Annotated in this window: 20 protein-coding genes; 14 read left to right on the top strand and 6 right to left on the bottom strand. The window is 52.3% G+C overall.

All coding sequences use genetic code 11. From position 1 onward, the window contains the following. A partial coding sequence (locus FGI41_RS11070) for an IS3 family transposase (RefSeq protein WP_218015229.1) occupies window positions 1–867 on the top strand: 867 nt, incomplete at its 5' end. Between the two features lie 46 nt (window positions 868–913). On the opposite strand, the gene FGI41_RS11065 is transcribed toward FGI41_RS11070, so the two are convergent. After that, window positions 914–1912, bottom strand: a complete 999-nt coding sequence (locus tag FGI41_RS11065; RefSeq protein ID WP_139490170.1) for a ketoacyl-ACP synthase III — start codon at window positions 1910–1912, stop codon at window positions 914–916. Window positions 1913–2071: 159 nt separating this feature from the next. Here FGI41_RS11065 and FGI41_RS11060 point away from each other — a divergent pair, with 159 nt between their 5' ends. Beyond that, window positions 2072–3307, top strand: a complete 1236-nt coding sequence (locus FGI41_RS11060; protein ID WP_139490169.1) for an MDR family MFS transporter — start codon at window positions 2072–2074, stop codon at window positions 3305–3307. Window positions 3308–3386: 79 nt separating this feature from the next. On the opposite strand, the gene FGI41_RS11055 is transcribed toward FGI41_RS11060, so the two are convergent. Next, window positions 3387–4175 (bottom strand): GDSL-type esterase/lipase family protein, encoded by a 789-nt coding sequence (locus FGI41_RS11055; RefSeq protein WP_139490168.1) that lies wholly within the window; start codon window positions 4173–4175, stop codon window positions 3387–3389. Between the two features lie 269 nt (window positions 4176–4444). Further along, on the bottom strand, window positions 4445–4549 hold the full coding sequence (locus tag FGI41_RS11050) for a putative holin-like toxin (protein ID WP_139490167.1): 105 nt from the start codon (window positions 4547–4549) through the stop codon (window positions 4445–4447). Between the two features lie 306 nt (window positions 4550–4855). On the opposite strand from FGI41_RS11050, the gene FGI41_RS11045 reads away from it, so the two are divergent. The 3 genes from FGI41_RS11045 (at window position 4856) to FGI41_RS11035 (ending at window position 7295) form a co-directional block, all read left to right on the top strand. Next, window positions 4856–5815, top strand: a complete 960-nt coding sequence (locus tag FGI41_RS11045; protein WP_139490166.1) for an ABC transporter ATP-binding protein — start codon at window positions 4856–4858, stop codon at window positions 5813–5815. Continuing rightward, complete coding sequence (locus FGI41_RS11040; protein WP_139490165.1) at window positions 5781–6776, top strand: ABC transporter permease; 996 nt, start codon at window positions 5781–5783, stop codon at window positions 6774–6776. The genes FGI41_RS11045 and FGI41_RS11040 overlap by 35 nt, the downstream gene beginning before the upstream one ends. A gap of 99 nt (window positions 6777–6875) precedes the next feature. Then, a complete protein-coding gene (locus tag FGI41_RS11035; protein ID WP_139490164.1) occupies window positions 6876–7295 on the top strand; it encodes a PH domain-containing protein in 420 nt (139 codons plus the stop codon). Between the two features lie 113 nt (window positions 7296–7408). On the opposite strand, the gene FGI41_RS11030 is transcribed toward FGI41_RS11035, so the two are convergent. From FGI41_RS11030 to FGI41_RS11020, 3 genes are read right to left on the bottom strand one after another with little or no spacing between them, the layout of a single operon-like run. Then, the gene (locus FGI41_RS11030; RefSeq protein ID WP_139490163.1) at window positions 7409–8764 is read right to left on the bottom strand and encodes a hypothetical protein; all 1356 of its coding nucleotides are present in this window, start codon (window positions 8762–8764) and stop codon (window positions 7409–7411) included. Next, window positions 8745–9314, bottom strand: a complete 570-nt coding sequence (locus FGI41_RS11025; RefSeq protein WP_139490162.1) for an RNA polymerase sigma factor — start codon at window positions 9312–9314, stop codon at window positions 8745–8747. Before FGI41_RS11025 ends, FGI41_RS11030 begins: the two co-directional genes overlap by 20 nt. Window positions 9315–9369: 55 nt before the next feature. Beyond that, window positions 9370–11037 (bottom strand): DNA repair helicase XPB, encoded by a 1668-nt coding sequence (locus FGI41_RS11020; protein ID WP_139490161.1) that lies wholly within the window; start codon window positions 11035–11037, stop codon window positions 9370–9372. Between the two features lie 149 nt (window positions 11038–11186). Here FGI41_RS11020 and FGI41_RS11015 point away from each other — a divergent pair, with 149 nt between their 5' ends. From FGI41_RS11015 to FGI41_RS10975, 9 genes are all read left to right on the top strand, one after another. Next, a complete protein-coding gene (locus FGI41_RS11015) occupies window positions 11187–12530 on the top strand; it encodes a hemolysin family protein (protein WP_438358020.1) in 1344 nt (447 codons plus the stop codon). A gap of 70 nt (window positions 12531–12600) precedes the next feature. Next, on the top strand, window positions 12601–13557 hold the full coding sequence (locus tag FGI41_RS11010; protein ID WP_255298430.1) for a S8 family peptidase: 957 nt from the start codon (window positions 12601–12603) through the stop codon (window positions 13555–13557). A gap of 394 nt (window positions 13558–13951) precedes the next feature. Further along, window positions 13952–14188: a DUF7662 domain-containing protein gene (locus FGI41_RS11005; RefSeq protein ID WP_139490159.1), complete on the top strand. Its 237-nt coding sequence runs from the start codon at window positions 13952–13954 to the stop codon at window positions 14186–14188. Window positions 14189–14312: 124 nt separating this feature from the next. Continuing rightward, entirely contained in the window at window positions 14313–15116 is an 804-nt protein-coding gene (gene surE, locus FGI41_RS11000) for a 5'/3'-nucleotidase SurE (protein WP_139490158.1), read from the top strand. A 3-nt stretch (window positions 15117–15119) separates the two neighbouring features. After that, window positions 15120–16292 (top strand): hypothetical protein, encoded by a 1173-nt coding sequence (locus FGI41_RS10995; RefSeq protein ID WP_139490157.1) that lies wholly within the window; start codon window positions 15120–15122, stop codon window positions 16290–16292. Window positions 16293–16385: 93 nt separating this feature from the next. Further along, a complete protein-coding gene (locus tag FGI41_RS10990) occupies window positions 16386–16871 on the top strand; it encodes a hypothetical protein (protein WP_139490156.1) in 486 nt (161 codons plus the stop codon). 67 nt (window positions 16872–16938) lie between these two features. Beyond that, window positions 16939–17553, top strand: a complete 615-nt coding sequence (gene thpR / locus FGI41_RS10985) for an RNA 2',3'-cyclic phosphodiesterase (RefSeq protein WP_139490155.1) — start codon at window positions 16939–16941, stop codon at window positions 17551–17553. Window positions 17554–17667: 114 nt separating this feature from the next. After that, a complete protein-coding gene (locus FGI41_RS10980) occupies window positions 17668–18348 on the top strand; it encodes a hypothetical protein (protein ID WP_139490154.1) in 681 nt (226 codons plus the stop codon). 91 nt (window positions 18349–18439) lie between these two features. Continuing rightward, the gene (locus tag FGI41_RS10975) at window positions 18440–18853 is read left to right on the top strand and encodes an ankyrin repeat domain-containing protein (RefSeq protein ID WP_139490153.1); all 414 of its coding nucleotides are present in this window, start codon (window positions 18440–18442) and stop codon (window positions 18851–18853) included. Window positions 18854–18870: the final 17 nt, after the last annotated feature.

Raw genomic sequence — 18870 nt, 5'->3', positions numbered from 1 at the left:
TCGGGAGGTGTGCAAGAGAAACAGCTAGTTGTCGACGCTCTAAAGGAGCAGATTCCCATTGTGGAATTATGCCGTTTTCTTGGCATTTCTCGAAGCGGATACTATCAATATGTAAGACGACAAAAGGCGATTCGTGATCAAGAGCTTTCCGCTCGTATCCAAGCCATTTATCTGAAGAGACACAAGCAATATGAATATCGACGGATTCAGGCTGAACTCCAGCGCGAAGGTTGGGTTGTGAATCATAAGAAAGTGCTACGTTTGATGCAAGAGATGGGGATTCGATCCATTATTCGTGTGAAACGTAAGTCAAATCCACAAGGAGATGGCTCTGTACCAAGAGTGGCGGAGAATCTATTACAACGTAATTTTACAGCCAAAGCACCTACTGAAAAATGGGTAACCGATATTACACAATACGCAGTTGCCGATACGTGGCTGTACCTTTCAGCAATTAAAGATTTGTGTACCAAAGAGATCGTAGCATACCAGGTGGCCTTGCGTAACGATACAACACTTGTTTTAAATACCTTTAAGAAAGCTTTTGAAAATCAAAAAGACGTGACTGGCTTGATCGTTCACAGCGATCAGGGATGCCAATACACGTCTTATGCGTACCAAGACATGCTGGCGAAGGTTGGCGCCCAAATCAGCATGTCTCGCCGCGGCAATTGTCATGACAATGCCGCTATAGAGAGTTTCTTCTCACATTTAAAAGCAGAAGCACTCTATCCTTATCATATATCAACAGTTGATGAGCTACAAAGGAGAATTGAGGAATATATCCGTTTTTACAATGAAGAGCGTCTGCAAATCAAATTAAACAAGCTGACCCCTATAGAATACAGGCGTCAGCTTGCGGCCTAACGGCCGGGGTTTTTCTTACTGTCTACAAAATGGGGTCTTGACCAGGTTAGGAAGCAGGGGTTTTTGTGTTCCAGTGAATCAGCAGGCCTGCATGGGTCAGACCGCCGCCAAAGCCGTATAAAAGCATCGTGTCGCCGTTTTTCACCGAGCCGTTGCGGATGCCCTTGTCAATCGAGAGCGGGATGGAGGCCGCACTGGTATTGCCGTATTCGACCAGGCTGACGAGCATGCGCTCCACCGGGAAGCCAGCCTTATCGCAGATAGATTCGAGCATACGCATGTTGGAGCTGTGAGGGACGAACCAGCTGACTTGATCCATGCTCATCTCGGCGGTTTTCATCAGCTCTCGCATGCCGGCAGGTACGGTGTTGACGGCCCATCGGTAGACTTCCCGGCCGTTTTGGACGAGACAGCCGTTGGCGATGAGGTCCCGCCCGCCCATTTTGGTGGAGAGACCGCTGCGGTACAGATGGATTCCGCCGTCGCCTTTTGCCCCGACATGGGATGCGATGAAGCTCGGTTGCTCTTCGTCATATTCGACCAGCACCGCTCCGGCTCCGTCACCGAACAGGATACAGGTCGTGCGGTCGGTGTAATCCATCACCTTGGACATGGTCTCGGCACCGACCACCAGCACTTTGCGGTTGAGTCCGGAGGTGACCAGACCGTTCGCCATATACAGACCATAGGCAAATCCGGCACAGACTGCATTGGCATCGACAGCACCTGTCTGCTCAATCTGAAAATGCGCCTGAATCTGACTGGCGACGCTTGGGAACGAGTAGTCGGGTGTGGAGGTGCAGACAAGAATGAAGTCCACATCGCTTACGCTGACCTGGTAGCGGTCGATCATGTTCTGCACGGCGTTGATCGCGAGGTTGGTGGTAAATTCATCTTCGGCGGAGACCCGGCGTTCCTTGATCCCAGTGCGCTGGGTGATCCATTCGTCATTGGTCTCGACCAGCTTGGACAGGTCATCATTGGACAGGATTTTTTCTGGGACATAAGAGCCGATTGCTGTAATTCGTGCTTTGGATAAGATCATTCGTCTCCCACCTTCATTGTATGTTAGTTGTGATGAAAATTTTTGATTAGATTCATTGAAAAATTTCGTTTGACGAATATCTGTTTCCCTCCTAAAATGATGAAAAATTAACTGCATCTGTTTTGCCGGTTACGCCTGGCAGAACAGTGGGGGGAAAACATGAACAGGTTACGTACATATTTTCAAGAATTTCATCCCATCGTCTATTCACTGATCGTGGGAACGGTGTTTGTGCGGGCAGCACAGTCGATGAGCATGCCGTTTCTGGCGCTCTATCTGGCGAAGAGCACAGATATGAGCCCCTTGATGATCGGGCTTACGATTGGCGCAGGTCCGCTGGCTGGGACGGTCGGTGGATTTATCGGCGGGGCGATTTCCGACCGGATTGGGCGCAGGCGGGTCATGATGACCGCGCTGTATACATGGGTCTTTGTTTTTATCGGTTTTGCCTTCGGGAAAGGGATGCTGTTCTTCATGCTGCTAAACGCCTTATCCGGTCTGTGTCGGGCCGTATTCGAGCCGGTATCACAGGCATTGATGGCAGATCTGACCGACAAGGAAAAGCGGTTCCGCGTCTTCTCTATGCGCTATCTGGCGATCAACATCGGGGTGGCGGTCGGCCCACTGCTCGGTGCTTATCTGGGGCAGCTTGACTCGACGATTCCTTTTATCGTCACAGGTGTGGTCTACCTGATCTACGCGCTTGTCCTGCAGGCTCTGATGAAGTACTTCGGTATTCAACAGATCGAAGGAGAAGGGCAGAAAAAAGAGCGGGTTACCTTCCGTGGCGCATGGAATGTCATCACCCATGACGTGGCCCTTCGTTACTTTATCGTCGGCGGGATGATCGTGTCGCTTGGCTACTCACAGATGACCGTAACCTTGTCTCAATATGTAGGAAAAAGCTTCACAGATGGGATCGAGCTCTTCTCTTACCTGATGAGTCTCAACGCCATCGTCGTGGTGACCTGCCAGATGTGGCTGTCCAAGTGGGCGGAAAAAAGAACACCACTCACAAGCATCGTCATCGGGGTCATCTTGTATACCGTCGGGCTGTTGGGCTTTGGCCTGTCAGGAACCTGGCTGACCTTCATGGTATCTATGTTCGTCTTCACTCTGGGTGAAATCCTAACCTTCCCAGCGTCCAGCGTGTTTATTGATAATCTGGCACGTGACGGGATGCGTGGGACTTATTTTGGGGCACAAAGCTTTACCAGTCTGGGGCATGCTCTGGGACCGTCCTTTGGCGGCTGGCTGCTCTCGATGTACGGTGGCAGCACGATGATGATCACCATCGCTGTCATCACGCTGTTCAGCATCGCTTTCTACTATCAGGGTCAGCGCATCTTCACGGCGCGGACGGGGAAAGTGATGGAAATGGCGAAGACGCACTAGAGCGGGGTTTTAATCGCCGTGAGACTTGAAAGCTGTGGCTTATTACATCGGCTGTCTTACACGGTGAGCTTGCCAGCCTCTACTCAACCGCCTGCATCACCCGCATGGCCATCCGCTCGTAGCCGTCGCTGTTGGGATGGAAATGGTCATTGTAGAGATACATTTTTTCCTTTTGATAGAACAAATCATAGGTAGGCACCACTACGACATTGGGAAAGCGCGCAGCGATATCAGCGGCGGTACTGTTCCAGGCAAGTGTCGGCGGAGTGGTGTCTGCTTTTGCTTCTGTATCCCCAAACGGATTGTACAGGGAGACGTGGACGATCTTCGCTTCGGGATTGATGGTGCGAAGCGTGGTCAGGATCTGGGTAAAATTGTGCGCGAGCGATACCGCAGCGCGGTCGAGCATCTCTTTGTCCAGGTCGGCGATGCCACCGCTCTGCTGGAACAGGTCGTTGCCCCCGATGGTGAAGAGGATCAGGTCGGCCTGTTGCACGAGTTTTTGCACCGTGGTCTCCTGCAGCTGCTCCTTTAGCCGCCCTGACTGGATTCCGCTGATTGCCAGATTGGTGAGTGTGATCGGCTGTCCGCTTGCTTTTTCATAGGCGGCGCGGAACTTGCCGACATAGCCTTCGCCGTCAGCATCACCTACACCGCGTGTGAGCGAGTCGCCGAGTGCTACGACGTTGAGCTGGCCGGTTTTGGGTAGGGGAGCCTGCTCGGCTGGTGCTGTCTGATCAGGGACACCAGGGCGGTCAGGAGCCAGCGCCTGCGGCTGTAAGGACAGGGAGAAGCCTGTCAGGAACAAAAGCAGCGAAAGGAATGCCACCGTGCCTGTAACGCGCCAGAGAAGTTTGCCGGAACGCATGGATCTTATGCCTCCTCACATCTTGGTATGGTTATCTGCCATTATAGAATAGAAATTGAGTCAATTACCAGTAATGAGTGTAGGAGAGTGCTGTTGTGTGGTATACTGTAGGGAGAAAAACAAGTACTTGGCAGAAAAAAAGAAGCCGTGGATGTTGGCGCATCCACGGGGCCTTCAATAGAGAGCACCCATTAGAATAAGGGTTGGACTCTCACCCGCCAGTATCTAGAAGTCAGACCTCCACAGGGCTTTGCGGGCGCAAGGGAGGTCTACTTCTTTCTCTGTTGAGACAGCAGGGTAGCGATAACGAGAATGATGGTTGCGACAAGCATGCCGAAACCGATCATCAGGTTAAGTGCCTCGTATACTGTCATCTAAACTCACCCCCTCGGTGTGAGACGTGCTTGTGACGCTTTCGGGGTGTGAGCCGACCGCCCTTGATAGGAGTCTTTTCTATTGTCTGCCAAGTATTACGATAGCAAAAGACAGAGGTGAGTGCATGGAAATTTTTCCTGCACTCTTTTTGTTATCCGGTGAATAAGAGGGCAACGGCACAGGTCGCATGTATGGTCGGGGACTGTCCCGCCGGCGATGTTGTGTGCTCCGTGATGTAAGAAATTGGCGCCAAACATGATATACTGATGGAAGTACCCTATTTTGGCAGGGCAAGAGGTGGTTATATGGCGGATGTAGTTCTTTCTGTTGCAGGGCTTGTCAAAGCAATCGGCGGAAAACGAATCATACATGATATTACATTTGAAGTACGGGCCGGGGAAGTATTCGGATTCCTTGGGCCGAATGGTGCGGGGAAAACCACAACGATTCGGATGCTGGTCGGATTGGCTGCACCTGATGGCGGTGACATCCTGATCGGCGGGGAGTCGCTGCGCAATCAATTTTCACGGGCGATCAGTCAAGTCGGCTGTATCGTGGAAAATCCGGAGCTGTATAAATTCATGACGGGGCGGGAGAATCTGGAGCTGTTCGCCCGGATGAGCGGCAATATCACAACGGAGCGGATCGATGAGGTGGTGGAGTTCGTCGACCTGACCGAAGCGATCGATGAAAAGGTGAAGACCTACTCGCTTGGGATGCGCCAACGTCTGGGGATTGCCCAAGCCCTTTTACATAAGCCAAAATTATTAATTCTGGATGAACCGACCAATGGGCTTGATCCGGCGGGGATCCGGGAGCTTCGGCAGTTTATCCGCAAGCTGGCAGAGGAAGAGGGGCTGGCCGTATTCATCTCCAGCCATCTCTTGAGCGAGATCGAGATGATGTGCGACCGCGTGGCGATCATCTCCAAAGGCCGGGTGATCTCTGTCGGCTCGGTCAAAAGCCTGATGGAGCAATTCGCCGATCAGGTGGATTTTCAATTCACGGAGAGGTCTGTGGATCAGGGTGTACAGGTACTCAGACAGATCCCTTATGTCACGGAGGTCTGGACGCTTACCGAGGGACATGTTAAATGCAAAATGGACGTGGAGCGGATCGGAGAGCTGAACCAATCACTGGTCGCGGCCGGTGCGGAAGTGATCGGCATCGCCTCCAAGACGGTGACGCTTGAGGACCTGTTCCTCACACTGACAGGAGGAGGTGACGCACATGGGAGCGAGCATGCTGGGACTCATTCAAAATGAGACATTGAAGCTGATGCGGCGCCGTCGTTTTCTCGTGGTCATCCTGATTCTGGCGGTGTTGATCCCGATTTTTACCTATGCGCAGTTTAAGACGGTGCAGACAGCTCAGGAGCGGCTTGGGACGAGTGACTGGCGCTCCCTGCTACAGCAGCGGATCGTCGACAACCAGAACCGTCTGGCCTCCAGCCGTATGCCGGAAGAGTGGCGACAATGGCTGAAGATCCAGATCGCCCAGCAGCAGTATTATCTCGATCACAACATCGATCCGTCTGCGCCAAGCGGTGTCACCTTTTCCCGAGGGTTCATGGATCAGGCGGTCGGGCTGTTTTTGCCGATGATCATCGTGGTGCTGGCGGTTGATCTGGTATCGTCGGAGTACAGCGAAGGGACGATCAAGCTGCTCCTGACACGTCCTGTACGAAGGTGGAAGGTGCTGGCGAGCAAATACCTCACCCTGATCCTTTTCGTCTCGCTGACGGTGCTGTCGGCCTTGATCATGTCGTATGTGATCTCTGGTGTGGTGTTTGGCTATGTCGGCTGGGATATGCCTGTCCTGACCGGATTTCAGGTGGTGGGCGGTGAACTGGACACCTCGACTGTCTTCATGCTGCCCCAGTGGCAATATATTTTGCTCCAATATGGTCTCTCTTGGTTCGTCTGTCTCGTCGTCGGAACGATTACCCTGATGGTCTCCGTCTTGGTACGCACGACGGCGGCGGGGATGGGGATCATGATGGCGGCGCTGATCAGCGGGACGATCCTCACGCAGATGGCGCAGTCGTGGGAGCAGGCCAAGTACCTGTTCAATGTCAATCTGCAAATCACAGATTACCTCGCTGGTTCACTTCCGCCGATTCAGGGAATGAGCCTGCCGTTTTCACTCACAGTGCTGTCGGTCTGGGGGATTGTGTCGTTGATCGTGGCCTTCATGGTGTTTACCAGACGGGATGTCACTTCCTAACTGAGAATGTCTGTAACCTGATCCTTTCCTTCTTTTCTTGTGTGGAAAAGGGAAAGGATCTTTTTCAGAAAAGACAGAGGATAAAAGGAGGAGAGAGGGATGCGATTCGCTTCCAAAAAAGATGGATGGACAGGTGCGGTGATCTGGCTTGTGATTGCCTTAGTCACCTTTAACGCATACCAGGAGATTAGACAACCAAGCGATGAATTCGTAGAGGCTGTAACGGTAGCAGTGATCGTCGATGTGCTATGCCTGTGGCTTTGGTTTGGCACCTATTACGTGATTACGGATCAGGAGCTGATTGTCCGCGCAGGTCCTCTGCATCGTCGGGTTCCGCTATGTACGATCCAAATGGTCCGGCATACCCGTATACCGATCTCGGCACCAGCCTTGTCATTGGATCGTCTGGAGGTCAGGTATCAGGGGGGAGTAGTGGGATGCGTGGTCGTCTCACCGGATGATCAGCAGGCCTTCATTCAAGCATTACGCCAGCATAATCCTTCGATTCATTATGCATAACCAGATTCCACATACACACCAGACGATAGACACAAGCAAAAAAGGCAACCCACACACGATGGCGGGTTGCCTTTTTCTCATGGGCGGATTGGCCTGCTTGGCTGTTCCGCTGTTTATTTCGTGACCCATTGGATCTGCTTGGACGCTTCCATCAGCTGCGTTAGGGTGACACCCTTGGCACGCACGATGACGTAGAGGGAATGTCCGTCTTTGCTTGTGATGAAGTGTACAGCATGATCCGCAGAGACCTGTTCGTCCTGTTGATTAAACGTAACGCCGATCGCTTGCGCACCGTCCACAGTGAAGATCTGGCGGTCGGTAAACGTACCTGGGATCGAGATCTTCTCTTTGGTCGTCTCGGTTACATCCAGTGTCATCCACGTATCACCCTGACGGTAGATGGAGGAGATGGCTGTCGCTTTTTTGCTGGTCTCCGATTCATAATGGATGGCCAGGGAATCGAGGGCAAAGCCTTCCGGTGAACCGCTCAGTTCAGGGACAGGAAGATTGGATGCCTGTGCCGCTTCTTTGCTTGTGGCAAAGGTCGAGATGGTCTTCTCACCCGTCGGCAGGGCAGGCCCACCTGAGTTTCTCAGTGCATCATCGGTTGACTCAGCGTCTGGCGCGGTTGGCGATGCTTCCGGCAGGCTGAGGGACAACGCTCTTGATTCCGGGGTGGATTGACCTGACATGGGGACGACCTTTTCACCGGATGTGCCGGATTCTTCATGACCTGCTGGCATCTTGCGGGCTTGCATGCCGTCTTGACCTGCTGGCGCCGCTGTCGGGTCTTGCGGTACCAAGGCAGCTTCCTGCTGGGCCGAGCGGGATGCCATCGGCGCATTGCCAGTTGCGCCCATCGCTGCAGGTTGTGTCATCTGTCCCTGATTAGAAGCACCCTCTGGCGTCTGATCCGGTGCTTGGGCGGTCTCTCCCTGAGCGGGTTGTGCCAGATCCATCGTGCCCGGCTGTGCTGTGGATGGGAGAGCAGATGGAGGGGTATCGTTTGCTTGTTCAGCGAGAGAGGCGGCAGCATTTTTTTGGTTGACTTTATTGATGAGGGAGGTTGGGTCATCTCCGTTCATCGCCTGCAGACTTAAGATCCCGACCACGAGAAAAATACTGGCGGCTCCAAGCCACTGGTAGGAGAAGAGCGGGAGCTTCCGCTTTTTCAACGGCGTCGTTTTTGAATCCGCAGCTGAAACTGTCTCCGTAGCGGCCAGCGGGGGAGTGGAGACAAGGCCTGATGCAGGCATGGGTGTGATGTTGGCAGATGTATAGATAGACTGCATAATTTTGTCTTCTAAGTCGGGCGAGGGGACGGGGTAGTGTTTCATGAATACTCCCTCCTCATCGTTTGCGAAGCTGGTATCGATCCAGTGCAGACACTCATCGCAGGTTTCGATGTGGGAAAGAGCAAGCTCGTCTACAGTTTCCGGCCATTTGGCTCTAAACTCTTGGCAGTTCATGTACGAGTCCTCCTTCCATACGGCTTAATATTTTTGCAAATTCTTGCCGGGCCCGCAGATATCGGACGCGCGCTGTTGATTCCGCGACACCGAGCAGCGAGGCGATTTTTTCAAATGGGTATTCGTGTGTACAACGCAGGACGATCACTTCCCGGTACGACTCAGACAGCTGTTCGAATGCCTGGGCAATTTCCTGGCGGCGCTCCTTGCCCAAGAGCGACTCCTGTGGCGATTCCTCACGCACCTGTGACGGTACGTATGCCAGCTGTTCGTCTGTCTCGTGGAATTTGCGTCTGCGGATAAAATCAATCGTGCGGTTTCTCGCGAGCGTGTGCAGCCACGTCGAGAATTGGCTGTCTCCCCGGTAGGAGGAAAGCTTTTCATAGGCTTTGACGAATACCTCTTGCGTCAAATCCTCAGCATCCGCTTGATTGTTCACCATTTTATAGATGAAAACATAGATCATGTGCTGATACCGCTGGATTAACTCCCGGTATCCTTCGACATCACCTTGTAAAATCTGCTGGATGATATCATGATCGGTTTGCATGGATCAGGTGGCCTCCCCTCTCTGTCTATGTGACGATAGGATGTATAGGAATGTTTCATGTTTCTTCGATTTCGTATCTATATCCTTGTTCTACCAGAAAAAGCTGTCGCTTACTAGCATATTCTTGTTCCTGCGTATCCCGCGTCACCAAGGTGTAAAAATGTGCGGTGTTGTCCCGTGCCTTGGGGCGCAGAATTCGACCCAGCCGCTGTGCCTCTTCCTGCCTGGAGCCGAATGTCCCGGAGATCTGGATGGCGACATTGGCATCAGGCAGATCGATGGCGAAGTTGGCAACCTTGGAGACGATCAATTGCTTGAGCTCGCCTGATTTGAACTGCTGGTAGAGACGGGCACGGTCTTTTTCATGCACCCTGCCTGTGATCAGCGGGATGCCGAGCGCGTCGGATAATGACTCCAGCTGGTCAACATACTGACCGATGATGAGAATCTGGTCGTCTGCATGGCGCTGGATCAACCTCGTGATCACCTCATGCTTACGCGGATTCTCGGCGGCAATCCGGTATTTCTGCCGAGGACTTGCCATGGCGTAGGATTCGCGCAGGTGCGGATCGATCGGCAGGCGGATTTCTTTGCAGGTGGCTTGGGCGATGTAGCCCTGCTGCTCCAGCTGCTTCCATGGCATATCGTATTTTTTTGGACCGACCAGGGAAAAGACGTCTTCCTCCAGACCATCCTCGCGCACCAGTGTGGCGGTGAGACCGAGGCGGCGCTTAGCTTGGATGTTGGCAGTCATCTTAAACACCGGGGCGGGCAGCATATGTACCTCATCATAGATGATGAAGCCCCAGTTACGCTCGTCAAACAGCTTCATATGTGGAAATTCACCATCTGCCTGACGGCGGTGTGTGAGGATCTGGTAAGTCGCGACCGTGATCGGGCGTACTTCTTTGGCTTCACCTGTGTATTCTCCAATCATATCAGGTGTGACACTGGTCTTGTCCAGTACTTCATTTATCCATTGGTGGACAGACGTCGTGTTGGTGGTGAGGATCAGTGTAGCGCTCTTGATCTTCGCCATGGCTCCGATGCCAATCACGGTTTTGCCTGCTCCACAGGGGAGGCACAGCACACCGCTGCCACCGTGGACAGAACCGTTGGCATAGAAGGTCTCGACGGCTTCCTGCTGATAGTCCCGCAGGCCAAAATCGCGTCCGCTGACCGTTGTATCGCTCAGACCGATATCGCAAGGCTCCCCATCGGTATAGCCGGCGATGTCCTTCACCGGATAGCCCAGCTTGATCAGCTCCTGCTTGATCAGCCCGCGGGAGTAGGGCTTGAGCTTATAATGGGTCGCGGTCAGCTGGATGTCGATATAGCTGTTGATACTCTTAAAGCTCATCAGTTGGGTCAACAGGAACGGATCATCACAGACGAGTGTCAGGTGATCATCGAGCTTCTCCAGACGGACAAGGCCATAGCGGGAGAATGAGTTCTGTATTTCTTTGGCCAGAGACGGTGGCACGCCGAATTTGCTGAAGTCAGCCAATGCCGAAAGCACCTCGTCACAGGACATACCGCTTGCCGCTGCATTCCACAAAGACAGCGGTGTGATTCGGTACGTATGGATGTACTCTGGGGATTTGACCAGCTCCGTGAATCCGACGATAGCCTGGCGGGCCTGCTCAAATAACGGATTCTGCACTTCTACTAATATGCTTCGGTCGCTTTGCACGATCATCGGCAGATGCGGTTGGTACGACACGGATTGTTTTCACCTCATAAGTAGATAAACATGTGATACCTCCATCCTACCATACACGAATGGGAAAGAAAAAACAGCCATATTTTACGGCGCAGGGGGACACACTAGCGTAAAGAAACCAATGGGACAGGAGGCAGGCTTTGGTGGCGATTTTTGATGTGGGTCTGAGCGCAACGTTGTTAAACCTCGTCCTCGTCTTTTTTCTTGTATTCCTGAATGGCTTTTTTGTGGCAACCGAATTCGCAGTGGTCAAAGTAAGGGAATCACGGATTACCCAACTGGTGGCAGAAGGCAATCCGCGTGCCCGCCATGTCGATAGATTGATTCATAATCTGGACGCATATCTCTCCGCGTGTCAATTGGGCATCACCTTGGCCTCACTCGGACTCGGGTGGGTGGGGGAGCCTGCTGTGGCGCATCTGCTTCATCCGGTATTCATCTATTTTGGGGTGATGGAGCCGTGGACGGGAACGATTTCATTTATCATTGCGTTTTCGTTGATCACCTTTTTACATATTGTATTGGGAGAATTGGCCCCTAAATCGTTGGCGATCCAACGCTCCGAGTGGGTGGCGCTGACGGTGGCGCAGCCGATCCAGTGGTTTTATAAGCTCGCCTATCCCGCGATTACTTTTCTCAACTGGGCGGCGGCGGCGTTCCTCAAGATGTTTGGGGTAGAGCCGATATCAGAGCATGAGGCGGCCCACACCGAGGAAGAAATCCGCATCCTGGTCAATGAAAGTCACAAAAGCGGGCTGATCGATCAGACCGAGCTGATGCTGGTGGACAATATCTTTGATTTTTCCGAGACGATGGCCCGTGAGATCATGGTACCGCGCACAGATATGGTGGTGCTCAATATCCGCGAACCGATGGAAGAAAATATCAAGCTGGCAAGCACAGGACGGTTCACCCGCTATCCGGTCATCGACGGGGACAAGGATCATGTGGTCGGCATCCTGCATATCAAAGACCTCTTGACCTATGCCTTGCGCACAGATGACGTGGAGCACGACCTGCAAAAACTGATGCGCCCTATCCTTACGATCCCAGAGACGATGTCGATCAGCAGACTGCTTCAGATGCTGCAAAAACAGCGGTCACAGATGGCCATCCTCATAGATGAATACGGCGGGACAGCCGGACTGGTTACGATCGAAGATATTATGGAAGAGATCGTCGGTGACATCCAGGACGAATTCGATGACGAGCGTCCCGAGATTGAGCGCAAGGAAGACGATATCCTCTCCTTCGACGGTCGTGTCCTGCTGGAAGAAGTCAACGATTATCTCGATACTGAGCTGGATCACAGTGAAGTGGATACACTGGCCGGCTGGATTTACATGCAGATCGACCACCCGCCTGTCGTCGGCAATAAGGTTCAGGCGGACAACCATGAGTTCATCGTGGCTGAAGTAGATCACCTGCGCATCACCCGTGTCATCGTCAAAAAGCTGGCATCTGAACCAGAACAAGAACCTGTCGAAGTCTAATAACCCTTCCCCATGCTCCCCGCATAAGATGCAGTACAAACAAAAATTGGGGTCATGTGGAGGGGCTTTTGTGTATAAAATTATCACCTTTGCCAAACCTAAAGGCTTTTATCGCTGTCTCGAATGGCTGATGAGGGATGACGCGCTGCTGTCCAAGACCAAACAGTATTCACAGGTAGGATCGTTGCTCATCCCAGAAGAGGACTTAGAAACCCTGTATGCCAAGCTGAGCAAAAAAGAAAAGAAGCGGCTCGACGTCTCTGACGAGGTAACCGTCCGCGTGCATGACACGGTGCTGACCCAAGAGGCCGAGGTGGTTGTCAGCGCGGATCAGGTCCCGTGGGGCGTGCGGCGTATCGGTGCTCCCGACTACTGGGACCGTACCAAAGGCAATGGCATCCGTGTCGCCGTGATCGACACCGGGATTTCCCGTCTTCACCCAGATCTCAAAGGTCAGGTGAAAGGGCGCATCACCGTCACAAATAATGGAAAAGGCTACGAAACCATCGACGGTCACGGAACCCATGTGGCCGGGACGATTGCGGCTCTTGCCAACAAGCGTGGGGTGGTTGGGGTAGCCCCTCAGGTGGAGTTGTATGATGTGCGCGCATTTGGCCCGGATGGTACCGCCAACATGAGCGATATTATCGAGGGAATCAACTGGGCGATCGAGAAGCGGGTGCATGTGATCAACATGAGCTTTGGCACGCCACAGCCGCACAGTGGATTGGAAAATGCGATCCGTCGGGCATATCGGGCGGGGATAGTGCTGGTGGCCTCGGCGGGCAATAACGGCGGGACGCTGGAGTATCCGGCAGCCTATAACGGCGTGATTGCCGTCGGTGCGATTGACAGCAGCGGGCGCGTGGCGGATTTCAGTGCACGCGGGGCAGATACGCTGGCACCGGGGGTGTCGATTAAGTCGACATGGTTGAAGAAGAGCTATCGGACGCTGGATGGGACGTCGATGGCGGCGGCGCATGTGTCAGGGTTGTATGCGTTGCGGATTGGGGCGAGACGGCGGTAGGGTGGTTGATCAGTTTGTAGGGAAGGAAAAAACACGGAAAGCCTTATGGGAATAGTGAGGCTTTTCGTGTTTTTTATTGATAGAGATGGCTGCAAAGACAAAACTCTTCTTTTGAGAAAAAGGGGGATAATGAGAATAGTTCATTGTTCTTCATTTTAGATACTTATGCAATTTTTTAAGTAGACAACCATGATATTACCCCTCAATAATGATCGAAGAGGAGGTAGCTATGATTTAATGGATGCTGGTTCCAGCGATAATAGCCGCATTCTTGAATTCGTGGCTTCCGGGACCGCTAAAGAAGGCTGATTATTGGGTTGACCGTTTTGGGTGGAGCGTACTTATTTTTCAAATACGGATTATTAAGATAAGTTCAGGTAAAGGAGAAAATCTAATGAGTAAATATGACCCTATGCAAAGATATCTTAATAGCGAAGTGAAGATAACTTTAACCTATTCCGAAATAGAAAACATTTTAGGCTTTAAACTTCCTGAATCTGCCTATAAGCATCGAGAGTGGTGGGCAAATGGTTCACATAGCCATAGTAACATGTGGATTGGTGCTGGGTGGAAGGTAGATTCGGTTGAGTTGGGAGAACACATAATTTTTAAAAGACTTGCTTTATCCTGAAAACCAATTTAGGTACTTTTATAGCTTATTTGCATGCTTCACACTCCATGTACCCAAATGTTTTCAATTCCCACCCCCACTCTGCTACAATGAAATGACCAACCAAAAAGGGGGACATCACTCCATGCAACGTATCCTTGTCACCAACGACGACGGCATCCACGCACTCGGCATCCGCAAACTCGTGGAAGCCTTGCTCACCATACCTGACCTCGAAATCTATGTAGTCGCGCCAGACGAAGAGAGAAGTGGAGTGGGCCACGGCGTCACCATGCGCTCTGGACTCTCACCGGAAAAGCAAGACTTCTACGGTCTGCCTGTACAAGCCTGGGCGGTCAACGGCAACCCAGCAGACTGCGTCAAGGCCGCCTACCATCTCTTATTCACAGAAGACCATATCCGCCCGACCATCGTCTTCTCCGGCATCAATGTCGGCAACAACCTCGGCAAAGACGTCTACTACTCCGGCACCTGCAGCGCAGCCCGCGAAGCGGTCATCCTCGGCATCCCGGCAGTTGCTCTCTCCTATGACAATTACTTCGACCAACAGAACTACGGCGAAGTAGAAGAGATCATCAAGCCATTGCTTCTGCAATTCACCCAACAAGCCAAAAACAACGAGATGCCGCACGAGGTTTTCTGGAACATCAACATCCCGCATCTCCCGGCCAAAGAACTGAAAGGCTATAAGCCCGCTGTCCTCTCGCTCTACCACTACCACGATATCTACAATGAAAAAGAAAACGGCGGCTACTGGCTGGAACGTACATACCGCGAAGCGGAAGAGCATCATGAAGATGAAGATTACCGTGTCCTTCGAGACGGCTATGTTGCTGTCACGCCGATCCATATTGACTCTACCGACCGTAGCCTGCTGCAAGCCGTCTCCAACTGGCCTGTCGTCCAAAACGGAAAGCAAGGGGAGTAAATCATGACCGCTCAGCTGTACCCAACCCTGACACCAGACCCCACCCGTCATTCTCCCACTGCTGAGACGATGGGGGAGCTGCTTGACCGTGCCGCATTTTTGGATCTGTATGAGACGGCGATTGTCGAGGGGATCCCGTATTTTGCCCGGATCAATGGGACGGGAGATGTGGAATTATATCTGGTGTTTGAGAGCGTCGATGCCTTCAGTGAAGCGACGGATGAATCGGTATCTGTCGAGTTCAAGACTTACCAGAACAAGCTATTGGCAGTGATCTGGACGCTGTCTGATCCGGAGAATCCGCTGGGTTTTCCACTGACATTTGATGTCCATAATGAGAGGGAGAGGTACATGGCGTATCGTCTGGTTGAGCAGGCAGAGACGGCCATTTACTACCTTGCACCCGAGCAGGAGCGGTTGCTGCACATCTTTTCGGAAACCGTTACGTTTAGCGGGAATGAACGGGAACAAGTACGGGGCATGATTGGCTTTCTATTCAACAGAAGTGCCGGTCAGACCGAGTCAGCACATGAATCCGCTGAGACAGACCAAGCGGCTGGCAATTCAATAAACCACTCAGCATCCACACCGGTAACTGATCCTAAAGCCATCCATCCTGCATCCAACCAGGCAGATTATGATGCCGATGCCGTACAGTCTGAGATCAAGGAAGAGCCCATCGTCTCTGTCGATGCTATGACACTCTCCGACACGATTTTGCAAGATTCGGGAGTCGCCTACCAATTCGCCTACGACCGTCTCATAGCCGAACACGGTGAAGAAGGGGCACAGCATCTCTTGATGAGCACCGTCCACCAAGCCCTGCTCGTCATGCGCCGCCACAACCGCAGTGAGGTGCGGGAGACAGCATGTACCGTCTGGGTGGGGGAGCGTGAGCAGATTCTCTCGATTTATATCACGCCGGGCTTGTTCGATCTGTTCGAAGTCGTACATACTTCCGAGGATGAGGCGAATCCGTTTTCCCGCTTTTTGCTGGCGATCCCGGAGTTTATCCAGACACAAGAGGGGGCACCGCTTGCAGAGGGAGCCTACCCGATCTTCCGCTTTGACCAAGGAAGACTGTCCCATCTGGAACTCGATGAAGCATTCCAGGCACGTCTGGCCGAGCGTTTTGCCAAGGACTATCCGTCCATGTCGAATCCTTACGCCTTATGAAAAAACGAGGCGAAAACATGACAAAATTCAACAAAGGATACGACAAGCCCGATTGCGAATAGGAAAGAACAGGAAAAAGACGAGGTGAAGCGAATGGAAACGCAAGCAAATGTGTTAGCACTGGTCCAGAAATCGTCCCACAAGCTCCAAACAGAAGTAGAGAGACTGACTGAACGCCTTTCTCTTCGGTTAGATGGTGAACTCCCGGTGTTACAGCTGAGAGGCCCGTCCGATGAATATGCACAGGCAGTCTATACCCTGTGGGATGCAGACGGCGTAATTACCTTGCGCGCCAAATGGCAGTTGGAGACCGGTGAGCCGATCAAACCAACTGCGATTCCAGCCGTTTTGCGTTTTTCCCTTTCCTTCGATGCAAATGACGATGTGGAGCATATCCAGCGTCGGATACAGGAGTATTTTGGCCGCGAAGCAGAGCTGCATTGGAATATTTCGCAGAGCGGTGATGTGGGGCATTTAGAGTTGTCCCTTCATTTTATTTATCATACGGATCAAGATATGCTATTTGCGTATATCCGCTATGTATTGGGCATTATAACAGGGCGGGTAATGGCAGCCTGACAGCCAAAAAGATCATGGAACGTTCACTCTCCGCATGGGGAGTATTTTTTTTATAGGAGGAATTCGTATGCGCTTGTTTGTGGCCTTGGATATTCCGCCGCAAGCGGTGGATTACCTGGAAGCGGTGCAAAAACGGGTCAAGCAGGAACTCCAGGCAGACCGCTGGCAGCCTCTTCATAACCTCCATCTGACCCTGCATTTTCTGGGTGAAGTGGATGAGCAGCTGATTCCCCTGCTCAAAGAAGACATGGATCTCGTCGCGTCGATTATCGAGCCGTTTACTCTGGTGGTCGGTAAATTCGGTGCGTTCCCAAAGCTAGAGCGTCCGCGTGTCATGTGGCTTGGCATCGAGGGGCTGGTGCGCTCGCTGCAACAGCTGCATCTGCTGTTAGCGAAGCGTTTTGACCTGCACCCAGGGCTTACCTATGACCGCAAAGAATACAGACCGCACATCACGATGGCACGTGGCCCGCACAGTGACGGCAAGAATGTCGCACTGCCTGTAGCCGACTGGAACGAGAGGCTGCTCGACCCCAATCCGCCGCATTGGAAGGTAGAGGGCTTCCATCTGTATCAGTCCGAACTCTTGAAGAGTGGGGCACGTCATACGATCATCCACACCAGCACGCTTGGGAAAGAGGCCCATCTGGAAAAAATTCCTCAAACAATCGGGAAAGAATAATCACCTACCTGAATAGACTTATAACGAAAAAACGCCATACGCGTTTCATGCCCGGATGGCACGGGTAAAGTCCAGGTATTTGATGTCAGTGTGCAGAAAGCGGTGGAACATTCGATGAGTGAATTTACAACCGGGGTGTTGTATCCGCGAAAGTATGAGACGAAGGCGCTCCCATATTTGCAAGAGGCTAGAAAACCTTACTTTCACAAAAACCTGAACGAAGAATGGAACGTCTTCTTTCTTCAGGATGAGTGGATCGAGACGGCTGAGACCCTGCAGTTTTTGCTGGAGCTCTCAAGCAAGTACGTTCCCCTGATGTGGTTTCACGACGCGGAGGACAGCGGCTGGGGCTTCCGTCTGTTTGATGGCGGGGCTGAGGTGACATCGGCGACGATCAGCTATTCGCTTGATATCGAGATGGCCGAAGCCGAGATGCTGCGCCGTTACCCGGACATGGACCTGTCTGAGGAGATTCTGCACAATGACGAAGTCCGTGTCGAGTACGAAGATGTGCTTGATCAGGTGGTTCATTCTGAGAGGTTCCGCCAAGAGGTGCTCAAAGGGATTTCGCGCTTTCGTCCGCAGGCATTTTCGCGGATCATCGGGCAGAAGCAGATCCAACAGCTCCGCTCCCTGTTCGATGTGAATTTGCTGGCCGACTTCGATGAAGATACCGGCAGCTCACTCCTCTATGACTCCGTCGATCTATTCAAAGAAATTCTCGGCATCGAAGAGATGATCTGGGTCAATTATACGTACTTAGCCAGCGGTGGCAGAGAAAGTGGTATGGCGTAATCATGCGCTGTACCACTTTTGTCATTACTGCCTGCCGGCTTTTCTTGGTATAATACGATGGTAGGAGACGTATCAGAAGGAGACAGTTCAGATGAAAAAAATCATTGCCGTCCTGCTCGGTGTCCTTATCGTAGGAATCATCGGCCTCAACATCTACCATGTCATCAAAAATAACCTGGGCGATCAAAAAGTAACTTACAATGAGAACTATGACGACCAGTACAATCCGGAGAACTTCTTCAAGGTCTTAGAAGACGAAGACTCCAAGGGGATCAAAACCTTCCTGCAGGCAGGCATGAATCCCAATATCATCGGCCCACAAGGCGAGACCCCGCTCACCCTGCTTACGAAAAAGCACAACCTCAAGCTCGTCCAAGACCTGCTCGAAGCCCATGCCGATCCGAACGGAAAAAATCAGGCAGGCGAGACTCCGCTGTCCATCGCCCGTAAAGAACAAAGCACCCTGCTCGTCGGCGTCCTGATGCAGAACGGCGCGACCGAGTAGCAAAAAAGACCCTGTTA

This window comes from Brevibacillus dissolubilis, assembly GCF_006170445.1.
In the GTDB taxonomy this organism is placed as follows: domain Bacteria; phylum Bacillota; class Bacilli; order Brevibacillales; family Brevibacillaceae; genus Brevibacillus_B; species Brevibacillus_B dissolubilis.
The sequence above is the reverse complement of the archived record's forward strand: the minus strand, read 5'-3'. Positions and strand labels throughout refer to the sequence as shown.